Here is a 20,094-nt window from a genome sequence, read left to right on the forward strand (position 1 = left end):
TGAATTAGGGTTGGTTTATTTGGCTCAGATGGGCGGTTAATTAAATAGGTTAATACGCTCAATTCAATCACTGCTACTAAATACATCACCCAAATTGGCGCGGCACTTAGTAGTAAAAAAGCATATCCGATAGCCATACCAAAACCTGCTAATAACTTAGCACGGGTAGGGACAACCTTATGCTCTTGCCAAAACCTTAACGGTTGGCCGTATCTGGGGTGGTTTAGCAGCCAGGCAGAAAGCTTGGGTGATGAGCGGGTAAAGCACGCCAATGCGAGTATAAAAAAGATAGTCGTAGGCATCACAGGTAATGCAATACCTATGATACCTAAACCCACCATCAATAACCCGAGTAATTGATAGCAGCCATTTTTATAGGCGGTAAACGCCGCTCTCACATTCATCAATAAAACTGGGCCTGATAAAACTTAAATCGTTGCAGTGCTTGCTCGGCACCTTTTATCAAGGTGGCTTGTTGCTGTTCACAGAGCTCAAGGTTATCAATAAGATGACTTAGTTGACAGTCTTTAGAGTATTCACTGGCTTTAGCAAGGTAGCGTGCACCACGTTGATTATTTAACTTTAGCTCAGCTTCTACCTGTTTGCCTAATGTAGCTGCAGAAAATTGCGATCCTTCAATTACATACAGCCAACCAAGTACATAGGCAAAGTCAGCATTTTGAAAGCGGCAGGGTTGCTGATGATGATTTGGTAATGGGTGCTTTAAATCGTCTAAGTCCTGCTTGATTAAAGATAATCGCGTACGATCATGTAAGTTATCTATATATTGATGTAAACCAGCATGCTCGTAGAGGCCTTTTAATTCTAACTGGTAAGCATACTGTAAGGTTAAAAACTTTTTATAGTTATCTAAATCAGCACTAGGCGCTAGCGCTAATAAATGATGATCAATATCATCGGTTATGATGCTTATCGCTTGTTTTAGCTTTTCAGCTCGAGAAAGTAGCTCGAGTATTGGCATGAATATGTTCCTCAGCAACGTCTTTAGAGTAAATGCACGGAGTAGTTGATGTTGTCATAGGGTTATACCCATAATTTCTAAGTGATAATCAGACAAAGCAGCTATACAGCTTTTAACAATAAATCGGGCTTAGAATGATACTATATGATAATGATTTTCATTTGTATATCCATAGAATGTTTTAACTAAAGGTACAGGTCGGACCTTAGCCTTAAGCATAGTGGACAACTTGGGAGTGAAGTAAGAAGTTTGCTAGTAATGAATGAACGTTAAGGATAGCGTGAGGTTGTTGTGTGGTTTCGAGTAAATAAAAAAGCAAGGAGGCCAGCTCCTTGCTTTCACTTAATTAAGCGTATCTTAAAAGTAATAACCTATATTGATATTGAAGCGGGTTTCAGTCTCGTCGCTGTCGCCAGCAATTGAACCACCAACAAATGGTTGGTTTTTCGCTTGTACAAAATCAAAGTAAGTGAATAAGCCACCTGCGGCAACAGATACACCGGTTACATTCATCCATGTATCTTCGCTGTTATCTGACTTGTCATAAATGATGCCGTAGTCATTATAAAACTGCAGGTTTGTTACCGGACCCCACTCTACAGGCAGGCTGTAAGCGATATTAGCATTAGTCATGGTCGCTTCTGCGGCAATACTATCGTAAAACGCATAAGCACCCACGGCCATACGGTCGACGTTGTCGATATCGTAGTTATACTCACCATGCTGTAGCTGGAAATTCCATGGACCGATAGTACTGTTTAAGTGCACAGCCCAGGCGTAGTAATCGCCGGCTTTATCTTCACCGTCATGCAAGCCACCCGATAACGCAGAAACACCTAGCTCGGTGGTGCCGCCGTCATGCTCAAAGTGATAACCATAACGACCAGAGAAGGTGTTGTACTCACCAATCGCATTGGTTGGTTCGGCATAGATACCTTCATCAGCAGAGCGGAAACCGACAACATCGTATGAATAGCGGTCGCTTCTGTCGCTTACGTAACCATCAACGCCACCTAGCTCATCATTTTTGAAAAAGCCAAGGTCAATTTGCCAGTTATCAGCAATTTTGCGCTTGAATAACACACCTAAATCATGGTCATCTTCAAGACCAATATAGTAAGTAGTGCCAAAGAAGTAGTTGTGTGAGTTATAAGGCCAGTTACCAAAAGGCACTTTGGTAATACCTGCCTGTACCTGCCAGTCTTCGGCAAAGTCATAGGCTGCATAGGCATACTTAACTGCAGTCATGTAATCGAAAAAACGGATCTCAGCGTTAAGCTGCACATCACCGACATCGCCTGCAAAATTTAGCCTGAAGATGTCAAAATCGAAGTCACCACCGCGGTTTTTATTACCATCATTATAAGATGTATGGCTGAAGTTGGTACGTACTGCACCCCCGACCTTAATGCCAGATTCTTTTTTAGGCGCTTCAACAGCTGCTGTTTGCTGCTCAAGTTGCTTTTGTTGCTTTGCTACTTGTGCATCAATTTGCGCTTGTTTTTCGGCTTGTTGCTGCGATTTTTCTTCGGCAGCATCAAGTTTGCTTTGCAGTTGTTGCATTTGCTGTTTCAGCAATTGCAGCTGCTTTTGAAGGTCATCAATTTCAGATGCCTGACTAAGACTTGAAGTTGTGCCCAAGGCTATTGCGAGGGCTAACTTTGATAGTTTAAGCATGAATTTTCGCTAGTGTTGGAATGGGTACTACCAAGCATAGTTGATAATCATGCTGAACCCAAGACTAGACACAGAAAATTAATATTAATCAATCAGTTTTAATTTTTACTGTGGTTCTAATGTCTTGGTGATTGCGCCAACTTCAAGCAGAGGTGAAGCATCAAGCTGATCTGCATCCATCATTGCGGCAATACGTTGCATTGATGAAAGTAGTAAGCTTTGCTCCCACTCATCGAGTGCTGAGAACTTTTCAATGAAGTGTTCTTGCAGAGGCTGAGGTGCTTGATCTAGTAGCTGTTTACCCGCTTCTGTGAGATGCAAACTAACTCGGCGTTTATCTAATTGGCTACGAACACGGGTGATCAGGTTACGGTTTTCTATACGGTCTAAGATATTAGTAACCGTCGCTGGGCTTAGATTTACATTTTGTGCAATGCGACTAGCGGTTATGCCATCGGTTTGTGCAACCTCGTTCATAATCAGTAATTGTGGGCCTGTTAAGCCAGAGGTTTTATTGAGCTGTTTTGAATGAAGGTCGATGGCTCTGATCACTTTACGCAGCGACACTAGTAGCTCGTCATACTTTTGCATGTTTCTGTCTCTTAAATAAGGCGGCGTGGAGCAACCGCAATCAAAAAATTTTACACATCTAATAAATTGAGTTCAAATAAATAATGACTATATTGCTTATAATTTATGGCCATAAAGGTTGTTTTTGTGCTTTTAAAATAATTAGAGCAGAAATTAAAAAGCAAAAGTTAAAATTTAGATGGAGTAATTGTTGTTAACACTTAAAATGTAACTACGAGGTGACACCATCACTTTGTAGTAAAACAATTTATACAAATAACTAAATATTATTTACTAAAAGCCACTGCATTGGGTAAGGTGGATTTTTCTTTCATTAAATGGGACGAATTATGAAGTTATCGCCATCAGTTACGATTGAGCAAAGTGAAACCGGGCTTGAATTTATTAAAGTTGCTAGTGAGTTTTGTAGCGCAACTATTTTTCTGCAAGGTGCGCAGATCACTGAGTTCACGCCAACCGATAAAAAGCCATTATTATGGGTCTCAGAATTAGAAGATTACCAAGAAGGCAAAGGTGTGCGAGGCGGTATTCCGATTTGTTGGCCATGGTTCGGAGTAAGCCAACATGAAGGCTGGCCAGCTCATGGTGTTGCTCGCACAAGTTTATGGCGCGCAGAAGAAGTGAAAGAACAAGACGATTCTATTTATATCAGCTTGTCATTGCCGATGGCGCAAGTTGATGAAAAGTATTGGCCTTATAAAACTAAGTTATTGGCTGAGTTTATTTTAACCTCTAGCTTAGAGATGCGTTTAACAACCACGAACTTAGATAACCAAACAGTACAGTTTACTCAAGCACTACACACGTACTTCCCAACACCAGCAATTGAAGAAACAAAAGTAGATGGTCTGCAAGGCGCGAAATACATTGAATTTGCTGAAGGTCCATTTGAGCAAAATGAATTAGTGTCGTTCGCACGTGAAACAGACATGGTTTACACCGAAGCAAAAGACACTCAGCGTATCATTACACCTGATGGCATTATTGAAGTAGGTCGCGAAAATTCAACATCGTGTGTTCTTTGGAATCCATGGATTGATAAATCAAAACGCCTTTCTAATTTTGCTGATGAAGAATACCACGTAATGCTGTGCTTAGAAGCGGCTAATGTCCTTGATGATAGTGTTGAACTTGCACCAGGAGCAAGCCACACACTTGCAACAAAACTACGCTGGGTATAATTTATAACATATAACAACTCAGTGTTAGCACGTAAGGCCAGCACAGCTGGCCTTTACAAGGAATTACCGTGTTTAGTAATCAACAAATAGAAACCCTTCCAAAGCATCAAACGATTCAATTCCAACCACTTGCTGATAATGCGATATGGCATGTACAACTAAATTGGTTGTTGTTTTATGTGCCTCTGATGGCCGTGATCATTGCGGTACGGCACTTTAATCCTGCCGTTAGCGAAGCTATTGCTACACCTTGGCTTTTGGTTTTGCCATTGTTGGTAATACTGTCGATGGTTTACAACCTTTACAGCGTTCGCGCTAAAGGGGTGGCAGTAAGAGAGCATGATATTGCCTTTAAGCGAGGTTTAATTTGGCAACAAATCACTTTATTGCCTATTTCTCGCGTGCAACACACCGAAATTCATCGCGGCCCAATTGAGCGAAAGTTAGGACTCGCAACACTCAGGCTTTACAGTGCGGGTGGCATGAGTGCTGATTTACATATCAGTGGGTTAACTGACGAACAATGCAATGATGTTCGCCAGTTCGTGCAAAGTTATGGTGATAATGCAGCAACTCAAGAAAATGAGCTTGCCGATGAGTGATCAACAATGGCAACGCGTGTCGCCATGGGCGCTACTGTATTTTATTGTTCACTTTGCACTGCGCTTCATAAAAGATGGGCTACTTAATTTACTGCCAATTTTGGTGTTATTTGTTACGCAAGTTGAGCAAAAGCTGTTTTGGGGGCAAATAGCTGTTGCCGTAGCCTCTTTAGTTTTAGTGCTGTATGCCTTTGCTTATTATCGTAATTTTAAATACCGCATAACAGATGGTCATGAAATACTGCTCAATAAAGGGGTATTTAAAAAAGAGCGGCTAACCCTAAAATTTGCTCGAGTACAGAACGTAAACATTGCCGAGCCTTTTTATTTTCAGCCAGTTAATTTAGTTAATTGTATTTTCGATGCCGCCGGTAGTAGTGCTCAAGAAGCTGTTATCCCGGGAGTTAAGCTTAGCTATGCCGAGCAAGTTCGTGAACAAGTTATGGAATTTAAGGCTCAGTTACAACAGCAAGAGCAGCTACCTGTTGAGCAGAGCGAAGCAACAGATAAACCGAAAACCTTAACGATCAGCAATGCTGAAATTGCTAAGTTTGGTTTGATGTCGAACATGGCAATTTTAGCATTGGCTGCGCTTGCCCCATTTATGAATGTGATTTTTGAGTACCTCGAAAAAACTATCATAAACCGCCTAGAGGCCATACTGAATGAGCAAGCTGCTTTTGTTGGCAGCGCAGCTGCAATCGCTGTGTTAATTATGGTTGTTGCCATTGTTTTATGTGCCATTTTACTTTCTGTTGTCATGGCCTTAGTGCGCTTTTTTAACTTTCAGCTGTATTTTCAGGACGATAAGTTTAAGCGTGTGGCAGGTTTATTTGAGCGACAGCAACTCTCGATCAGCGTGTCGAAAATTCAAAGTGTGCAAATCAAACAAAATATTATTGCTAGGTTCCTTAATCGCTATACCTTAATTTGCCCACAAGTGAGTAGTGGTGGGATGGCAGCTGGAGTTGCGGCACATAAAAATAAACAAACGCTAGTGATGCCAGTAATCACCAAAGAGCAAGTGCAAGCCGTGTGTGGCTGGTTATTTCCATGGTTTGTTGATTTAACAGAGCTTAACTTTATTAAGCCTGAGCGAGCTTTACTTTATAAAAATACGTTTTTATATGTGATCCTGCCAACTGTATTTTCTGCTTTAATTTTCAACGCCTTATTTGATGCTGCTACGATGCTGTGGAGCATTGTCGTGGGCTTAGTTTTGATGACCGGTGTGTTTTTGAATTATCAAAAAACGGGTTTGGCTATGTATCAACATGACGGCCGTTTTTTTGCCGTATTTAAAACCGGCATGCTGGGTGTGCAGTATCGTGTTTTTGAAATCTATAAAGCGCAAAGCGTCACCACAATAAGCACTTATTTAATGCGCCGATCACAGCTTAAAAGCTTGTATATACAACTGGCTTCTGGTTCAGTATCAATGCCTTACTTAAAAGCAGAGCTGGCTGAGCAGTTTGCTGATTTCTCCCTATATGAAATAGAAGGCGTTGAGCGGAATTGGTTTTAAATGAAAACAATTCTCAATATCATTGACTCGTTTTAATATCGAGGTATACTAGCGCAACGTCAATAATCACGGGTGCGCAATGATTTATTTACTACCTATTTTAGCTATTTCAGGTGTTGTTGCCTTACTTTGTTATGCACGTTCGCAGCAGGAGTGTAAGGGCTTATGTGTGAGTGTTGCCGTTACAGCAATTGCTTTACTCGTAACCGCAGCTTTAGTCATTGCGGGGCTCGGTGCATTAAGAAGTAGCCTGATGTTTGCCGTGACTATTTTTATTATTTATCAATTACTCGGTTTAGTACGGCCGCTAAAAATCGAGTAATTTCTTACACTTTTTAACTTCAGCCTTTTAAAAAAGCATCGCATACTAGCCCTTAAATTAAGCAACTTGCTAATCAAGGATTGTGATGAAAAAAGCTCTGTTAACTGTGGCATTACTTGCTGCTAGCCACGCTTCAAGCCAAGAGACTTGGCAAACTATTCATACCGAGCACTTTAATGTGCACTTTAGTACTGAGAATCAGCAATGGGCCCGTTCAGCGGCAACAGAGCTTGAAATTGTTCGCGATAAGGTACTAAAACAGCAAAACCGTGCTCTTGATGAAGTGGTCGATGTTCTGGTTTTTGACCCATTTAACGCCTCCAATGGCTTTGCTTTGCCGGTGACTAACAAGCCTTTAATGGCTTTGTTTACTACGCCTCCACAATCCGATACGGTGATTTCTAACACCGATGGCTGGCAGCAGTTATTGATTTTGCACGAATATATTCATTTGGTGCACCTTGCTCAGCCTACTCGAAGTGACGTGCGCCAAGCTATTCGTAATAGTTGGGATATTTATGACTTAGTTGAAGGCGAAATGCCGCGCTGGGCTGCCGAAGGGTATGCAACGCTACTGGAGTCGAAAATGACAGGGCGGGGTCGTTTATACGACAACCTTTCAGAGGCAATACTGGTTGAATTTGCACAGCAAGGTGCATTGCCACGATATAGCCAATTAAGTAGTACCGAAGGGGGCTATTTAGCTGGCTCAATGGCATATTTAATGGGTTCTCGCTTTCTTGCTTGGCTTGAAGAGAGCTATTCAGCGCAAACTCTTGATGCAGTTTGGACTCGCATGCAAGCGGTTAAAGCACGTGATTTTAATGAGGCCTTTAGCGGCGTTTTTGGCGACTCACCTGAGCGCCTCTACCGCCGTTTTATTGCAGAATATACTTATAAAGCAATGGCTAAAGAAGTAAGTGAGCAAGCACTTACAAGTAAGCTATGGTTGGAGCTTGATCTATACGCCTCGAACCCTGTTTTAAGTTTAGATAACAGTAAGCTTGCCATTGTTGAGCGCAACAAAGATGACGAAACCCGTTTAGTCATTTATAGCACTGATGACAATCAACAGGCTGCTGATGATTTTGCAAAGCAGCAACAAGCGTTACTCGATGATGACCCTGCTGATATTGCTGATAAAGCCCCCAGTGTTTTTAAACGTAAGCAAAAACATGTGCTTAACCAAATTAATAGGCAGGGTATAAAAAACCCGCAGTGGTTAGACGAAAATACATTGTTTTTTACCGCCACAACAACTGTTGCTAAAGGCTCAATTCAAGGTATTTCTGATTTATACCGTTATGATATCGACACAGGTAAAGTGAGCGCTTTGACCCATCATGCAGGGCTGCGCCGCTTTAGTATCAGTGATAACGGGCAAACGGTTTATGCTGAGCAAACGAAGCATGGTTTCTCGGAGCTAGTGCGCCTTGACCTCAATACTGGTGTCGCTACGCCTTTATTTGAGAAAAGCCTAGAAACGGTTTATGACTATCCATTACTAAGCCCTAATAAAACACAACTTGCCTATTTAAAAGCGACATTGAATGCTAATTGGCAGTTGTATATACAAGATTTAAGTTCCCAAAAATCACTTACTGTGCCAATGCCAGAGGGCTATCAGTATGTGTCACAACCTAATTGGCAAGCCGATGGCAAAGGGCTTTATTTTGTCGCTGGTAAAAATAAAGCTCTCGATTTATATCATTATGATATACAAAGCAATTCACTACGCCAATTAACGCAAGGCCAAGAAGCTGTTGCACACCCAATGGCAATGAATAACGGTGAACTTTTGTATTTATCGATCACTGCTGAAGGGCCGAATATCAAGCATTTTGCTGAGCAACCACAAGGATTAGAGGTTGTTGAATTTGCTAAAAGTGCGGAGCCACCACGAGGGCAAGTAACGAGCGAAGTATTACCTGAGGCTAAAATCTACCCGCAAAGCCCAACTGAGCCAGCCGATTATGATATTTGGCAGCAAAAACCCACCTTTTCATTGGCATCTCAGTATTACTCGGCATCATCTTCGCTGCTTACCCTTGGAGTAAAAAGTAACGACTTTTTAAAGCAGCTCGATTTACAAGCAGGCTACAGTGTTGATTTACATGACAAAGCATTAGAAGGGGTGTTTGCGGCCGCTAAGTACTCAGCGTTTGATTTAAAATTTAAAGCGCTGTTATTTGATTACGACCTTGAATCGGCAAAACAGTACCATTCACAAATACCGGTGAATATAAGTAACACTGGGGCGCATTTAGCCATGAGCTACCCGTTGCAGTTTCAGCAGCTTAGTATTACACCGAGTTTGAGCTATAACTACAGTGATTTTAGTAACGGGGATGATCAATGGTTAACCCTTGGACTTGAACAAAAATGGCAACATGATAGACAGCGATACGGTTTTGCTCAGTCTGTGAGTGCTCAGTGGTTATCCGGTGATGCTAACTCGAATAATTGGCAGGGCTATAACTTTGCCACGGTGTTGAGCGGTTACGCTTTTGATATTCCTGTTTATGTTAATTTTGCACAGCAATATCGCGATGACAGTATTCTTGCACTTGGCGGTTATGAGTCAAACTTAATTAATAATGACACGCAAAGCGGCTTTGTTGTTGCCCCTGAGTTGCCGTTTATTAGTCAATCAGGTAACCGCTATAAAGGTTATGGCGGGGGCATTAGTTACAAAGATTTATTACCTTGGCTTTATTACCAACAGCATCAAGTTGATAACCGAGTCTATGCACAAAGTTACGGGCTAAAATGGCGAGGAGACTTTAGCTTTGGTATGGGCCCCGCTGGTTTAAACGATGTAAACCTTGATTTTGGCGTCGCCCGGGTAGAAGGCGACGACTTTGAAAATGATTTACGGGCTTGGCTAAGCTTCTATTACTCGTTATAGCCTAGTGTTGGTCTTTTAAGGCGAAAAGCTTGGCGTGATATAGCGCCAGTTTTTCGTCTTTATTTTCTATCTCAATGGCTTTTTCTAACCATTCCTTACTACTTTGTTCATTACCTTGCTGATAACTAAGAATCGCTAATTCTATATAGGGTTCAGATAAATAAGGGGCTAATGCAATAGCGTCTTCGAGTTGTTGTTTTGCCTTAAAAAGCTTGCCATTGTTACGGGCGTTAATTGCCGTTGCCAGTAACTCGAATGGATCCTGCTCTAGCATCGCTAACTGTGAATTGAGCTGCTCAGCCAAAACTTGATCATTAAGTTGCTCGGCCAGCACTGCGTAATTATGTAGTAAATTTGTATCGCTAAAGCCATGCTGCATTGCTGTTTGATAAATATGTTTTGCTCCAGCTAAATCACCCGCTTGGCGATGTAAAACGGCAGCTAGATTATAAAGTGCTGCTGCATTTGGGGTGTATTCATTGGCTTTTAATATATAACTATAGCTTAAGTCGAATTGTTTCAAGGCCAGTGCTTTTGCAGCCAAGTTACTGTAATAACGGCTAATTAAATCTTTTAATTCAGCGCGGCCAGAGTAAAAACTACCACGAGCCGGGAAGTAATCGATGACTGTGCCTGGTGGCACCAAGTAATTATCGTCCTCATTTAAAGGGGCGTAGACTTTGGTGCGAAAATGGCCCGATACATACACGATGTTATTTTGTTTACTATAAACAGGCTCACTCGACACTGCCTGAAAGCCTGTTTGAAGTCCTGCTAGTTGAGCATAAGCATGGGTTAAAATTGCTAAGCTAATACAGTTACCTTGATGACCTTGAAGAGTCTGCTGGGCATTGAGTGTGGCGCTAAAGTAATTAAAATTGGTGAGCTTATTTTCTAAATAGTGATATAGGATTTGGTCATCCCTTAAATCACCACCTTGACGTTTGGTAAAATAATTAAGAAAACGTTTTTGCTCATCCGCAGGGAGCGTAAAAAGCTCAGGGTCGCTAAGTTCAACGTGTTTAAAATGTGCTGCATTGAGTAAGCTGGCCACACTCGGTGGTGGCGTTGGTTGTTGTTTTGTACTCTTGCATCCAAATAAAAAAGTACTTAAAACAAGCGCATATAAAATTGACTTCATGGCTTAACCCTCCTGAGCACTATTTAATCAATGTACCCAGATCACATTAATTATTCAAGTCAGTCGTTAGTGTCATCAGCTGTAAACAGCTTGTACGGATATCTTGCCAATAGACTGTTGTTTATTTTTTATTCTTTATTGCATTCTAAAGCGCTCTCATTACAATGCCGCGCTCTTTTAAATTGCTTTAAAAACAGGTATTTACTGTAATTTCATGGGCAGTTTATAAACTGCTAACTTATTAACTAAATTGTAACGAGAGAGGTCTGTTTTGGCGCACTTTTTGCCGATTATTTCATGCTTTATTTTAGCGTTTAGCTTTTATCCGCTTTTAAATAAGATCCGTAAAAATCGCAGTGTGTCGGGCGTTTCGCTGTTAATGATGAGCTTTGGTGTCGCGCAAAGTTTATATTTCATCACCTTTAACCTGTTTTTTCAGCGTTTTTACATGGTTTTGCCGTTTGTTGTTACCGGCATGCTAAGTGGTGTGATTCTTTACTACTTTGTTCGTTACAACGCTGCGCGAAAGCAACGCATGCAGCTAGCTGGGTTATTAGCCATGTCGGTCGTGCCTTTTGGTTTGTTGCTTAACCCTCATTATGAAACAGCAATGGTGCTTAACTGGCTAACCTATGTAGGTTTAGTCATGAGCTCTATTCGTGTTATGCCGCAGACTTATAAAACCATTAAAAGTGGTGATATTAGTAATTTAAGTGCGCGCTACTTTAGCCTACAGTTTGTTGCTGGAAGCTGCGGCCTCGCTGCCGAGCTTGCTATGGCGACACCGAGTGTGTCTCACATATTAACCTTTGTGATGATATTGCTGACTAATGCCGCTCAACTAGGGTGTATTCAGTATTATAAATCGCGCCCAGCAATGGCTTAAAAACAAAAAGGCTGCCAAGTGGCAGCCTTTTTTGTGTTGTTTTAATTATGCTTCGAGGGCCTTACTAATTAAGCGATCGATATATTGCTTATGGGCTTTAGCTGCGGTGTCTGCCCCCCATGGTACGCTCATATCAGCAATTTGATTTAATTGATAAAGCGCAGCAGCTTTGGCTAGGTTATCGTGCTTGCTCGCTTTGCCTAAACCAGCAATCGCGATTAGCTGATTCACATATTCAACTTGTAGATTGTGACTTAGGGTATTTGCTTTTTTGCTGTCTACAAAAATGCTTGCTGTTAAGTCATTCATAAATTGGTTAAGTGAATACTCGTTGCCATACATTGCGCTGTCTGAAATACGCAGCATAACAGCCGGGTGTAACAACTGAGCAAGTACCAGCTTTTGCATGCCTAAAATCATGCCATGTGGTTTAGGATCTTCGTTCTTACCATAATGATTAAAGCCACGACGTTGCTGTAGCAGGTAGTTATACAGTGGCTGCATGCTCGAAAGTACATTTGGCGAGAATACTTTGTCGGCTAATACTTGCATTGCATGTTGCTGGCGCTCAAGTGGCACTGGCGTAAATGGTGCGCCATTTTTGTCATCACCCACCACATTACGTTCTACATAAACACCACCAATTTGACGAGATACCACGCCTGCTTGTGTTCTGTAGCTTCTAAATAAAATGTTCGCTGAGGTAACCAGCTGTTGGTATGACTCACCATTAACCGTGGCTTTGTCTTTAAGTTCAGTAAACAGCTTATTGATAAGCTCCATACGATCATCAGCATATGCGGCAGGGTTAGATGACATATCGCCAATCATTACACGAGGGTCAATATGGCGGCCTGGGGCACGCATATCATCAGCATCATTACCAAACGCTAAAGCATGCTCAGATGAGCGAGCGAGAATTTTTTCAAGGCGTTGCTGCTCAGCGGCTTTATCTGCTAATGCTTGGCTGTAGCCGTATTCAATTGCCCAATCATCGTAAGGGCCTGGTTTTGTTTGGAAGATATCACCTTGCTGCATACCAATAGGGGCAATGTTTGCTGGTGCATAGTCCATAACTGAACCCGTTACGATACCCTGCGTTTTACTCTTATCGTGAACTTCTTTTTCATCCCACAAGATAGATGATTTCATATTGTGGTTAAGACCTAGGGTATGGCCCACTTCGTGTAAAACTAGCTGAGTTAAGCCTTGGCGTAAAATCTCTTTGTCTTCAATGCTCGCACCTGTGCCTAAGCCTTTAGCAAGTAGCATGTTTTCTTGAATGCTGTGGCCCAGTGAGCAATGTAAATCTGTGTTGCTTTGGCTAGTTTCAAGCGTGGCTGCACCTTGAGTGTATAAGGTGTCGTACATCCAACGGTTTTTCATGAAAACATACTCTAACATGATGTCAGAGCCTAAGATTTCACCGGTTAATGGGTTCGCAAGGGCAGGGCCATAACCGCCAAATGGAGGGCGCGGTGATGCAGTCCAACGCAATACATTGTAGTTAATATCGCCCGCATCCCAATCGGCGTCATCAGGTTGTACTTTTACTTTGATGGCATTTTTAAAGCCTGCTTTTTCAAATGAGCTATTCCATGCTAGTACTGCATCGCGAATAGTGTCTCGCCACTCAACTGGCGTAGTGTTTTCAATCCACCAAGTAATCGGTTTAACTGGCTCTGAAAGTGCCGCTGATGGGTCTTTCTTTTGTAAGTCCCAGCGCTTGATGACATCTTCATAAGGTGCCCAATCCGCTGATGTCATATTGTCGAATTCGTTAGTAAAATAACCAATACGTGCGTCATCTTGGCGAGCTTGATAATCATTTTTTGGTAACGCAACGAATGAATGCTGGACTTTAATTGAAACGTTACGAGGATCGCTTACGGCTTTTGAACCTCGTACTGTTGGGTTGGCATTAGAAAATACATAATCCACTACAACATCTAGGTTATTTGGGTAAGGGCGTTGTTTAACGATTCGCGATTTTTTGTCGTTTAACTTACCAAGTTTAAAGCGCTTGCTGGCATTTTTATCTTTTGGGTTCGCCCACGGTGATACTTTATGCAGTGCTTCACTTAAAAAGAGCTTATCAACATTAAAAGCAATTTTACCGTCTTCTTCTTTTTCGATTTTAATACTCGCAAGCACAGCTTCGCTGATGTTGGCATCGGCAGAGCGTGCTAAGGCTGAGTTTTCATCAAATTTATAGCGCGGTGTTTTGCTAATAATATCAATGCGGCCAAAATATTTACGAAACTCAATTAGCTTTGTCTCGCGATATGCCCCTCTGAAGTGGCCTGCGTCAGTAACACCATCAACGGTGTGAGCAAAGTACACAAATGGTGTATCAAGTTGAGATTGGTCGATCACCATTAAGTTATCGCCGGTTTTCGCATCTTGGTAAATGCTGAAAACACCGGCAAACTCGCTTTTATCTTTGATCATTTCAGCCAGTGTTTTTGGCTTCTTTTCTTCTTTCTTTGTTTCGGCGGCGTGGCCATTCATGGCAAACGCTAAGCTTAGTGCCAGCGCAATGTTTGTTATTTTCATTGTTAACTCGTTCCTTTAATTATTTCTCAATCAAGTTTAATGAATTAACCCCTTGATAAAAGGCTGTTTGTTAACAAGTGTGAAGGTGGTTTTGTAAGTTTTTGATATTATGTGACTTTTGTTTGTAACAAATTGTTCTTAGATAAGTTTTGATTTTTGTGTTGCCAATTTATCTGTTTTTGTAACAGTTCCTTACAAATGTCACATTAATGTTTCTGTCAGCTTTGGTATGATAGGGCCAGTGAAAATATTATAGGTGTAAGTTATGCGCACAAGTTTATTAAAATGGATATTACCGTTTGTTGCATTAATCGTTGGTGTTGCTGGTTTTAAGGCAATCAACGCGATTGCTCAAGAGCCTAAAGACAAGGATGTAGTTGATGTGCGTCCTTTAGTACAGGTTGAGCCAGTAGCAAGTGATGATCATCAAGTGATTATTAATAGTTACGGCGAAGTGAAACCGCTTGAAAGTACCTTACTTGCCTCGCAAGTGGCTGGTGAAGTTACAAGCTGGCACCCAAACTTTGTTGCGGGTGGCATCGTAGCTCGTGGTGAAGTGTTATTTACCATCGAAAAAGATAACTACGAAGCAGCTGTACTACAAGCTGAGGCGTCACTTGCTAGTGCTCAAGCGGCACTGATCGAAGAGCAAGCACAAGCTAAAGTGGCAGAGGATGAAGCAAGACGTTACCCAGAACGTGAGCGCACTGACTTATTCCTACGTAAGCCTCAAGTTTTAAGCGCGCAAGCCGCTGTTAAATCAGCGCAAGCTGCATTAAAACGTGCCGAGCGTGACCTTGCTCGCTGTGAGGTAAAAGCACCTTACGATGCATTGGTGATCAGCCGTGAAATAGGTGTCGGTCAATACATTAATGTAGGCAGCCAAGTTGCTGAAATTAATAATATTGAAAGTGCAGAAATCATTGTACCAATCGCTGGTTTCGATAGTGTATTTTTGCCAAAACGCTTAAAAGGCGTTAAAGCGACTATCATCAATAAAGGCTTAAACAGCTTTACTCGTGAAGCCGAAATTGACCGTGACCTAGGCGTTGTTGATAACGCGACTCGCATGAGCAACTTAGTTGTTCGTGTTGATGACCCATACGGCTTAAAGCACGACGTACAACCTATTAAATTTGGTGCTTACGTACAAGTGAGCTTTGCCGGTGCAACATTACAAAACATCTACCGTTTACCACAGTCTTTAGTGAATAACCAAACGGTGTGGATTGTGAACGACGAGAATAAACTTGAACCACGTAAAGTAACCGTAGTGCGTGAAGAGGGTGAGTACTTCTACATTAGTGATGGCCTTGAAGTGAATGACCAGTTGGTTCTGACGCTGCCTGAGTACCCGCAAGAGGGTATGGAAGTGAAGGTTGCTGGAATGAAAGAAATGACAAGCGATGCAGAAACTGCAGCGGTTGAAAAGCTTTAAGGTAGCACTATGACTGATACAAACACAGAAAAACAGTCTGGCCTTATAGCTTATTTTGCCAATAACTCGGTCGCTGCTAACTTAATGATGGTGTTTATCATCATCATGGGGATCATTAGTTATTTCACTATTCAGCGCCAGATGTTCCCAAATGTTGAAATTAACTATATTGAAGTACAAGCCAATTATCCGGGGGCCTCACCACAGGAAATTGAAGAAAGTATTCTGATCAAGATTGAAGAGTCACTAAAAGATGTCACCGAAATTAAACGTGGTGTATATCGCTCGTTTCGAAATAGTGGCCGTGCAAGTTTAGAGATCAACACTGATGCAGAACTTACTGATGTACTCGATAAAGTGAAGCTACGGGTAGACAGTATTGCGACTTTCCCTGCGGGCATGGAGCCTGTGACGATTAGTCAGGTTGAATTTCGCCAAGATGTAATCGGTATGACGCTGGTAGGTGATATTCCACTTACTGAGTTAAAGCCAGTAGCAAATAAAATTGAAGATGAGTTACTGCAATTATCCAATGTGTCACTGGTGCAAAACGATGTACCACTTGATGAAATTGCAATTGAAATTGACCCTGATTCACTGCGTCAATATAACCTTACTTTAAGTGAGGTGGCTAGTGCAGTACGTCGTTACTCTGCGAATATCTCGGCAGGTCAACTACGTACTGACGCAGGTATTATCTCGGTACGTGTTGAAAATCAATACTACAGCGGTGATGAGTTCCGCCAGATCCCAGTAAAAATTGGTGCTAATGGCGCGAAAGTGCTGCTAAACGACATCGCTGTGATTAAAGACCAATTCACAGAAGGTGAGCGCTACTTTAAATTTAATGGTGAAAATGCCGTTTATTTATCAGTAAAAGCAACCAAAGAACAAAACATGATCCCGGTTGCTGATTCAGTTAAAGCGTTTATTGAGCAAAAGAATAAAGAGCTACCGGCGGGCTTGCGTCTTGAGCCATTAATGGACATGACTTACTACCTAAATGCCCGTTTAGACATGATGAAAAGCAATTTATTCCAAGGGGCTATCTTGGTTGCCATTATGTTGTCTATCTTCTTGCGCTTTAAGTTGGCACTTTGGGTAATGATTGGTTTACCTGTGTGTTTCTTAGGTGCAATGATGATGATGCCATTATTTGGTATCAGTATTAATATCGTGTCGTTATTTGCCTTTATTATGGTGCTGGGGATCGTGGTCGATGATGCCATCGTCATAGGGGAAAGTGCCTACACCGAAATTGAGAAAAAAGGCGGTGGTGTTGTAAATGTCGTAAATGGCGCAAAGCGCGTTGCTACCCCAGCAACATTTGGTGTTTTAACAACGATTGCTGTATTTGCACCATTCACCTTATCAAGTGGCCCAGAAAGCGCATTCTTCTTTGGTATCGCCGTGGTGGTAATTCTGTGTCTGATATTTAGTTTGATTGAATCGAAACTTATTTTACCGGCACATATTGCCCACACTAAGTTTCCGCCAATTAATCCTAATAGCTGGCGAGCGCGTTTTAACAAACGTTTCTTTAACTTTGTAAATGGCCCATATAAGCGTTTTATTGAGTTGTGTGTGGAGTGGCGTTGGTTTGTGCTATTTGCGTTTATCGGTTTATTGATTTTGACGTTTGGCTTAATTTCATCAAATCAAGTGCGTGTGGTACCAACACCAAAAGTACCTCATGACTTCCCGCAAATTCGTTTAGAAATGAATGAAAATGCTTCGGATATGCAAACGATTAATGCTATTCGTGAAATCGAAGCCATGGTTAACAAGGTAGATCAAGAGACAGAACGAGAGTTTGGCCAAAAGCTAATTCGCGATATCTTAGTGTTCAACCAAGGTCGTACTGAAGCACAATTACTTGCTCCGCTGGTAGATGAGGAGCTTCGCCCGTATAACGCATTCGAATTATCTCGTCGTTGGCGTGAACAAATGCCAAGTATCCCAGGTGTGAAATCGCTGCAAATTTACGATGATGTAAATGGCGGTGGAATGGATGGTGAGTTTGGTTACTTACTTTACGGCCCAGATATCGATACTTTAAACGAGGCAGGTCGTCGTTTCATCCAACTATTACAACAGCAAAAAGGCTTATTTGATATTAGTTCGACCATCGATCCGGCGAGCAAAGAAGTGCAGTTAAGTCTAAAACCTGTGGCATATGATCTAGGTTTAGACCTTGCCAACATTGCTAACCAAGTGGGCGCAAGCTTTTACGGTGGTGAAGCTCAGCGTGTTATTCGTCGCGGTGAAGAAGTACGTGTTATGGTTCGTTACCCGAAACTAACACGTGAAGCGTTTGCATCATTAAAGCACGCTGTTATCACAACGCCTGCAGGCCAAGAGGTGATGCTGGGTGATGTTGTTGAACTGAACGAAAAGCCAGGTATTAGCTATATTCGCCGTGAAGGTGGCTATCGTACTGTGTATATCTACGGCAGTATCGATGAAGAAGCGATTGAACCGGGTGAAGTGGTTAAGCAAGTTGATGAGAACTTATTACCGCAGTTAAAAGAGGAATACCCATCAGTTAAAACTGAGCTAGGTGGTTCTATTGAAGAACAACAAGCGCAAGCTAACGAGCAAATCATGTTCTTTATCGGTGGTATGATTTTAGTATATATCTTGCTTGCAGTGCCGCTTAAGAGCTATTCGCAGCCTCTTATTGTTATGTCGGTTATTCCATTTAGCTTAACCGGAGCTATTTGGGGTCACTTCTGGTTTGGTCTAGATATTAGCTTGATGTCGGGCTTTGGCTTGATTGCCGCAGCCGGTGTTGTAATTAATGACTCGTTAGTTATGACCGACTTTGTAAACCAAGCACGCCGAGAAGGTATTTCAACTCGCCAAGCGGTTATTGAAGCAGGTTGTGCGCGCTTTAGAGCAATCACCCTGACATCAATTACAACCTTTGCCGGTGTATTACCGATTATGTTCGAAACCAGCTTGCAAGCTAAGTTTGTAATCCCAATGGCGGTTGCACTTGGTTTTGCGGTTATGTTTGCAACTCTAATCACTTTAGTACTAGTACCTTGTTTGTATATTGTAATGAGTGATGTGGGAAATGGCTTCTTGAATGTATTCCGTGCCGGGCACCGAGTAGCGACCAGAAGAAAGCTAGCAAGGGATTAACAACCCACTTGCGAAAAGCCAACCTAGAGGTTGGCTTTTTTGTACCTAACGCATTTGCTAGTAACTATTTGCTATATAAGACGTTTGGTTACATTCTTTTGTTTGATTTGTGGTTCGGTCACGATTATACTCAGTCTTGTTTTTGGCAAACTAACTGAAAGGTTAGGACGCAAAGTTTCCGGTCTAAGGTTTTAAACTATGATAGCGGGACCGCTGATAAGCACATAATCTAGTGCTTTGGTTCACTTGCCTCAAACTAAAAGTATTTATTTTGTTCGGTTGTTAGATAATGCCTATTAGTTGTTCTTAGGGTGATATTTTGTTTATGCATACGTCAATGGCCTCCGGGAAGTGGTTGCCGATTGGTTGCTTAAATCATCATACCCAACTGTTTGTTGGAGATAGGGTGATTGTAACCTTTTATGACATGCAAGGAGAGCTAGTCGATTTATCATTCGAATACCCGATCAGCAGTTCCGATCAGGGTGAGCCTCATAATTGGCCACGTTCTGTTGCCGAGCATATAAACGTGCATGTTCCGCTGGTAAAAGCGGGCAAAATGACTGAACAAGGTTTAGTGGTTGCGTACCGTTCAAACCAAATTTATGCCCTTGAAGGTTCGGGCATTACGCATGTAAAAGTGGCGTTTAATTGCATCGCAAAATGTAAAGAGCGAGTGCAAGATAGTCTGCAAGATTATGACTATGTCTACCCACAAGCATGCAGCGATTACAGTGCAGGTGTTAAAGTACTGCAGCCAAAAACGGGCCATATTTATATGTGCAAACCGTGGCCATTTAGCGAGTTTTGTCGTGTTAAAGATTCACACAACCCGCTGTTTGAGCCAGGTGTAGGAAAAAGCTGGGCTATGGCTTGGCAGCAAGTATCACATTAACAGTTTCCCCCTAAATGCTATTTTAGCATTGCTTAGCCCACTCAATTTGAGTGGGCTTTTTTAATACCAACCCGCAATAATACTTAATCATTTTGAGGGATTAAACCTATTTCTCATTTAGAACAACTAAATAACGACATTTTTGCCTTGTTATCAACGAGGTTTTATTGCCTCAAAATAGACTACTTAATTAAGCTGATTGGTATAATTCTGTGATAAACTGCCAGCAATTCGTTTTTTATT

14 protein-coding genes, 1 pseudogene and 1 riboswitch are annotated in these 20,094 nt (G+C 41.8%); of the genes and pseudogenes, 9 read left to right on the forward strand and 6 right to left on the reverse strand.

Translation table 11 applies throughout. The annotated features are described in order from the left end of the window. Positions 1 to 14: 14 nt before the first annotated feature. The 4 genes and pseudogenes from AN213_RS10065 to AN213_RS10080 all read right to left on the reverse strand — a co-directional run. A pseudogene (locus AN213_RS10065) lies at positions 15 to 404 on the reverse strand (YbaN family protein); the annotation flags it as partial. Further along, positions 404 to 982 carry a biliverdin-producing heme oxygenase gene (locus tag AN213_RS10070; RefSeq protein ID WP_054562968.1) on the reverse strand — a complete coding sequence of 193 codons (579 nt, stop codon included), beginning with the start codon at positions 980 to 982 and terminating at the stop codon, positions 404 to 406. The pseudogene AN213_RS10065 and the gene AN213_RS10070, both read right to left, overlap by 1 nt. 357 nt (positions 983 to 1,339) lie before the next feature. Beyond that, the gene (locus AN213_RS10075) at positions 1,340 to 2,659 is read right to left on the reverse strand and encodes a porin (RefSeq protein ID WP_054562967.1); all 1,320 of its coding nucleotides are present in this window, start codon (positions 2,657 to 2,659) and stop codon (positions 1,340 to 1,342) included. 105 nt (positions 2,660 to 2,764) lie between these two features. Next, complete coding sequence (locus AN213_RS10080; RefSeq protein ID WP_054562966.1) at positions 2,765 to 3,250, reverse strand: MarR family winged helix-turn-helix transcriptional regulator; 486 nt, start codon at positions 3,248 to 3,250, stop codon at positions 2,765 to 2,767. A 329-nt stretch (positions 3,251 to 3,579) separates the two neighbouring features. Between AN213_RS10080 and AN213_RS10085 the strand changes: the two genes are divergently transcribed. From AN213_RS10085 to AN213_RS10105, 5 genes are all read left to right on the forward strand, one after another. Further along, entirely contained in the window at positions 3,580 to 4,431 is an 852-nt protein-coding gene (locus AN213_RS10085; RefSeq protein ID WP_054562965.1) for a D-hexose-6-phosphate mutarotase, read from the forward strand. Between the two features lie 68 nt (positions 4,432 to 4,499). Beyond that, the gene (locus AN213_RS10090; RefSeq protein ID WP_054562964.1) at positions 4,500 to 5,033 is read left to right on the forward strand and encodes a PH domain-containing protein; all 534 of its coding nucleotides are present in this window, start codon (positions 4,500 to 4,502) and stop codon (positions 5,031 to 5,033) included. After that, positions 5,026 to 6,558, forward strand: coding sequence for a PH domain-containing protein (locus AN213_RS10095; protein ID WP_095209737.1), 1,533 nt, complete (start codon positions 5,026 to 5,028; stop codon positions 6,556 to 6,558). The genes AN213_RS10090 and AN213_RS10095 overlap by 8 nt, the downstream gene beginning before the upstream one ends. Before the next feature lie 79 nt (positions 6,559 to 6,637). Next, positions 6,638 to 6,880: a hypothetical protein gene (locus tag AN213_RS10100; RefSeq protein WP_054562962.1), complete on the forward strand. Its 243-nt coding sequence runs from the start codon at positions 6,638 to 6,640 to the stop codon at positions 6,878 to 6,880. A gap of 85 nt (positions 6,881 to 6,965) precedes the next feature. Then, positions 6,966 to 9,788, forward strand: a complete 2,823-nt coding sequence (locus AN213_RS10105) for a hypothetical protein (protein ID WP_055020588.1) — start codon at positions 6,966 to 6,968, stop codon at positions 9,786 to 9,788. A gap of 1 nt (position 9,789) precedes the next feature. On the opposite strand, the gene AN213_RS10110 is transcribed toward AN213_RS10105, so the two are convergent. Continuing rightward, complete coding sequence (locus AN213_RS10110) at positions 9,790 to 10,929, reverse strand: lipopolysaccharide assembly protein LapB (RefSeq protein WP_055020587.1); 1,140 nt, start codon at positions 10,927 to 10,929, stop codon at positions 9,790 to 9,792. 271 nt (positions 10,930 to 11,200) lie between these two features. On the opposite strand from AN213_RS10110, the gene AN213_RS10115 reads away from it, so the two are divergent. Then, positions 11,201 to 11,815 carry a PQ-loop domain-containing transporter gene (locus tag AN213_RS10115; protein ID WP_054562959.1) on the forward strand — a complete coding sequence of 205 codons (615 nt, stop codon included), beginning with the start codon at positions 11,201 to 11,203 and terminating at the stop codon, positions 11,813 to 11,815. A gap of 45 nt (positions 11,816 to 11,860) precedes the next feature. Here the strand turns inward: AN213_RS10115 and AN213_RS10120 are convergent, their stop codons facing one another. Then, complete coding sequence (locus tag AN213_RS10120) at positions 11,861 to 14,371, reverse strand: zinc-dependent metalloprotease (RefSeq protein ID WP_055198555.1); 2,511 nt, start codon at positions 14,369 to 14,371, stop codon at positions 11,861 to 11,863. 265 nt (positions 14,372 to 14,636) lie between these two features. Here AN213_RS10120 and AN213_RS10125 point away from each other — a divergent pair, with 265 nt between their 5' ends. The 3 genes from AN213_RS10125 (at position 14,637) to AN213_RS10135 (ending at position 19,851) form a co-directional block, all read left to right on the forward strand. Beyond that, positions 14,637 to 15,809, forward strand: coding sequence for an efflux RND transporter periplasmic adaptor subunit (locus tag AN213_RS10125; protein WP_054562957.1), 1,173 nt, complete (start codon positions 14,637 to 14,639; stop codon positions 15,807 to 15,809). Between the two features lie 9 nt (positions 15,810 to 15,818). Continuing rightward, complete coding sequence (locus tag AN213_RS10130; RefSeq protein WP_054562956.1) at positions 15,819 to 18,956, forward strand: efflux RND transporter permease subunit; 3,138 nt, start codon at positions 15,819 to 15,821, stop codon at positions 18,954 to 18,956. A gap of 134 nt (positions 18,957 to 19,090) precedes the next feature. Next, a riboswitch (cyclic di-GMP riboswitch) is annotated at positions 19,091 to 19,174 on the forward strand. 107 nt (positions 19,175 to 19,281) lie between these two features. After that, entirely contained in the window at positions 19,282 to 19,851 is a 570-nt protein-coding gene (locus AN213_RS10135; protein WP_055020585.1) for a hypothetical protein, read from the forward strand. Positions 19,852 to 20,094 lie beyond the last annotated feature (243 nt).

The sequence above is a fragment of the Pseudoalteromonas sp. P1-8 genome, assembly GCF_001399985.1.
Classification (GTDB): Bacteria; Pseudomonadota; Gammaproteobacteria; order Enterobacterales; family Alteromonadaceae; genus Pseudoalteromonas.

Bases quoted from the DNA above. Each gene is read 5' to 3' on its own strand.
- AN213_RS10070 (WP_054562968.1), bottom strand. From the start codon at position 982: ATGCCAATACTCGAGCTACTTTCTCGAGCTGAAAAGCTAAAACAAGCG.
- AN213_RS10075 (WP_054562967.1), bottom strand. From the start codon at position 2,659: ATGCTTAAACTATCAAAGTTAGCCCTCGCAATAGCCTTGGGCACAACT.
- AN213_RS10080 (WP_054562966.1), bottom strand. From the start codon at position 3,250: ATGCAAAAGTATGACGAGCTACTAGTGTCGCTGCGTAAAGTGATCAGA.
- AN213_RS10085 (WP_054562965.1), top strand. From the start codon at position 3,580: ATGAAGTTATCGCCATCAGTTACGATTGAGCAAAGTGAAACCGGGCTT.
- AN213_RS10095 (WP_095209737.1), top strand. From the start codon at position 5,026: ATGAGTGATCAACAATGGCAACGCGTGTCGCCATGGGCGCTACTGTAT.
- AN213_RS10100 (WP_054562962.1), top strand. From the start codon at position 6,638: ATGATTTATTTACTACCTATTTTAGCTATTTCAGGTGTTGTTGCCTTA.
- AN213_RS10105 (WP_055020588.1), top strand. From the start codon at position 6,966: ATGAAAAAAGCTCTGTTAACTGTGGCATTACTTGCTGCTAGCCACGCT.
- AN213_RS10110 (WP_055020587.1), bottom strand. From the start codon at position 10,929: ATGAAGTCAATTTTATATGCGCTTGTTTTAAGTACTTTTTTATTTGGA.
- AN213_RS10120 (WP_055198555.1), bottom strand. From the start codon at position 14,371: ATGAAAATAACAAACATTGCGCTGGCACTAAGCTTAGCGTTTGCCATG.
- AN213_RS10125 (WP_054562957.1), top strand. From the start codon at position 14,637: ATGCGCACAAGTTTATTAAAATGGATATTACCGTTTGTTGCATTAATC.
- AN213_RS10130 (WP_054562956.1), top strand. From the start codon at position 15,819: ATGACTGATACAAACACAGAAAAACAGTCTGGCCTTATAGCTTATTTT.
- AN213_RS10135 (WP_055020585.1), top strand. From the start codon at position 19,282: ATGCATACGTCAATGGCCTCCGGGAAGTGGTTGCCGATTGGTTGCTTA.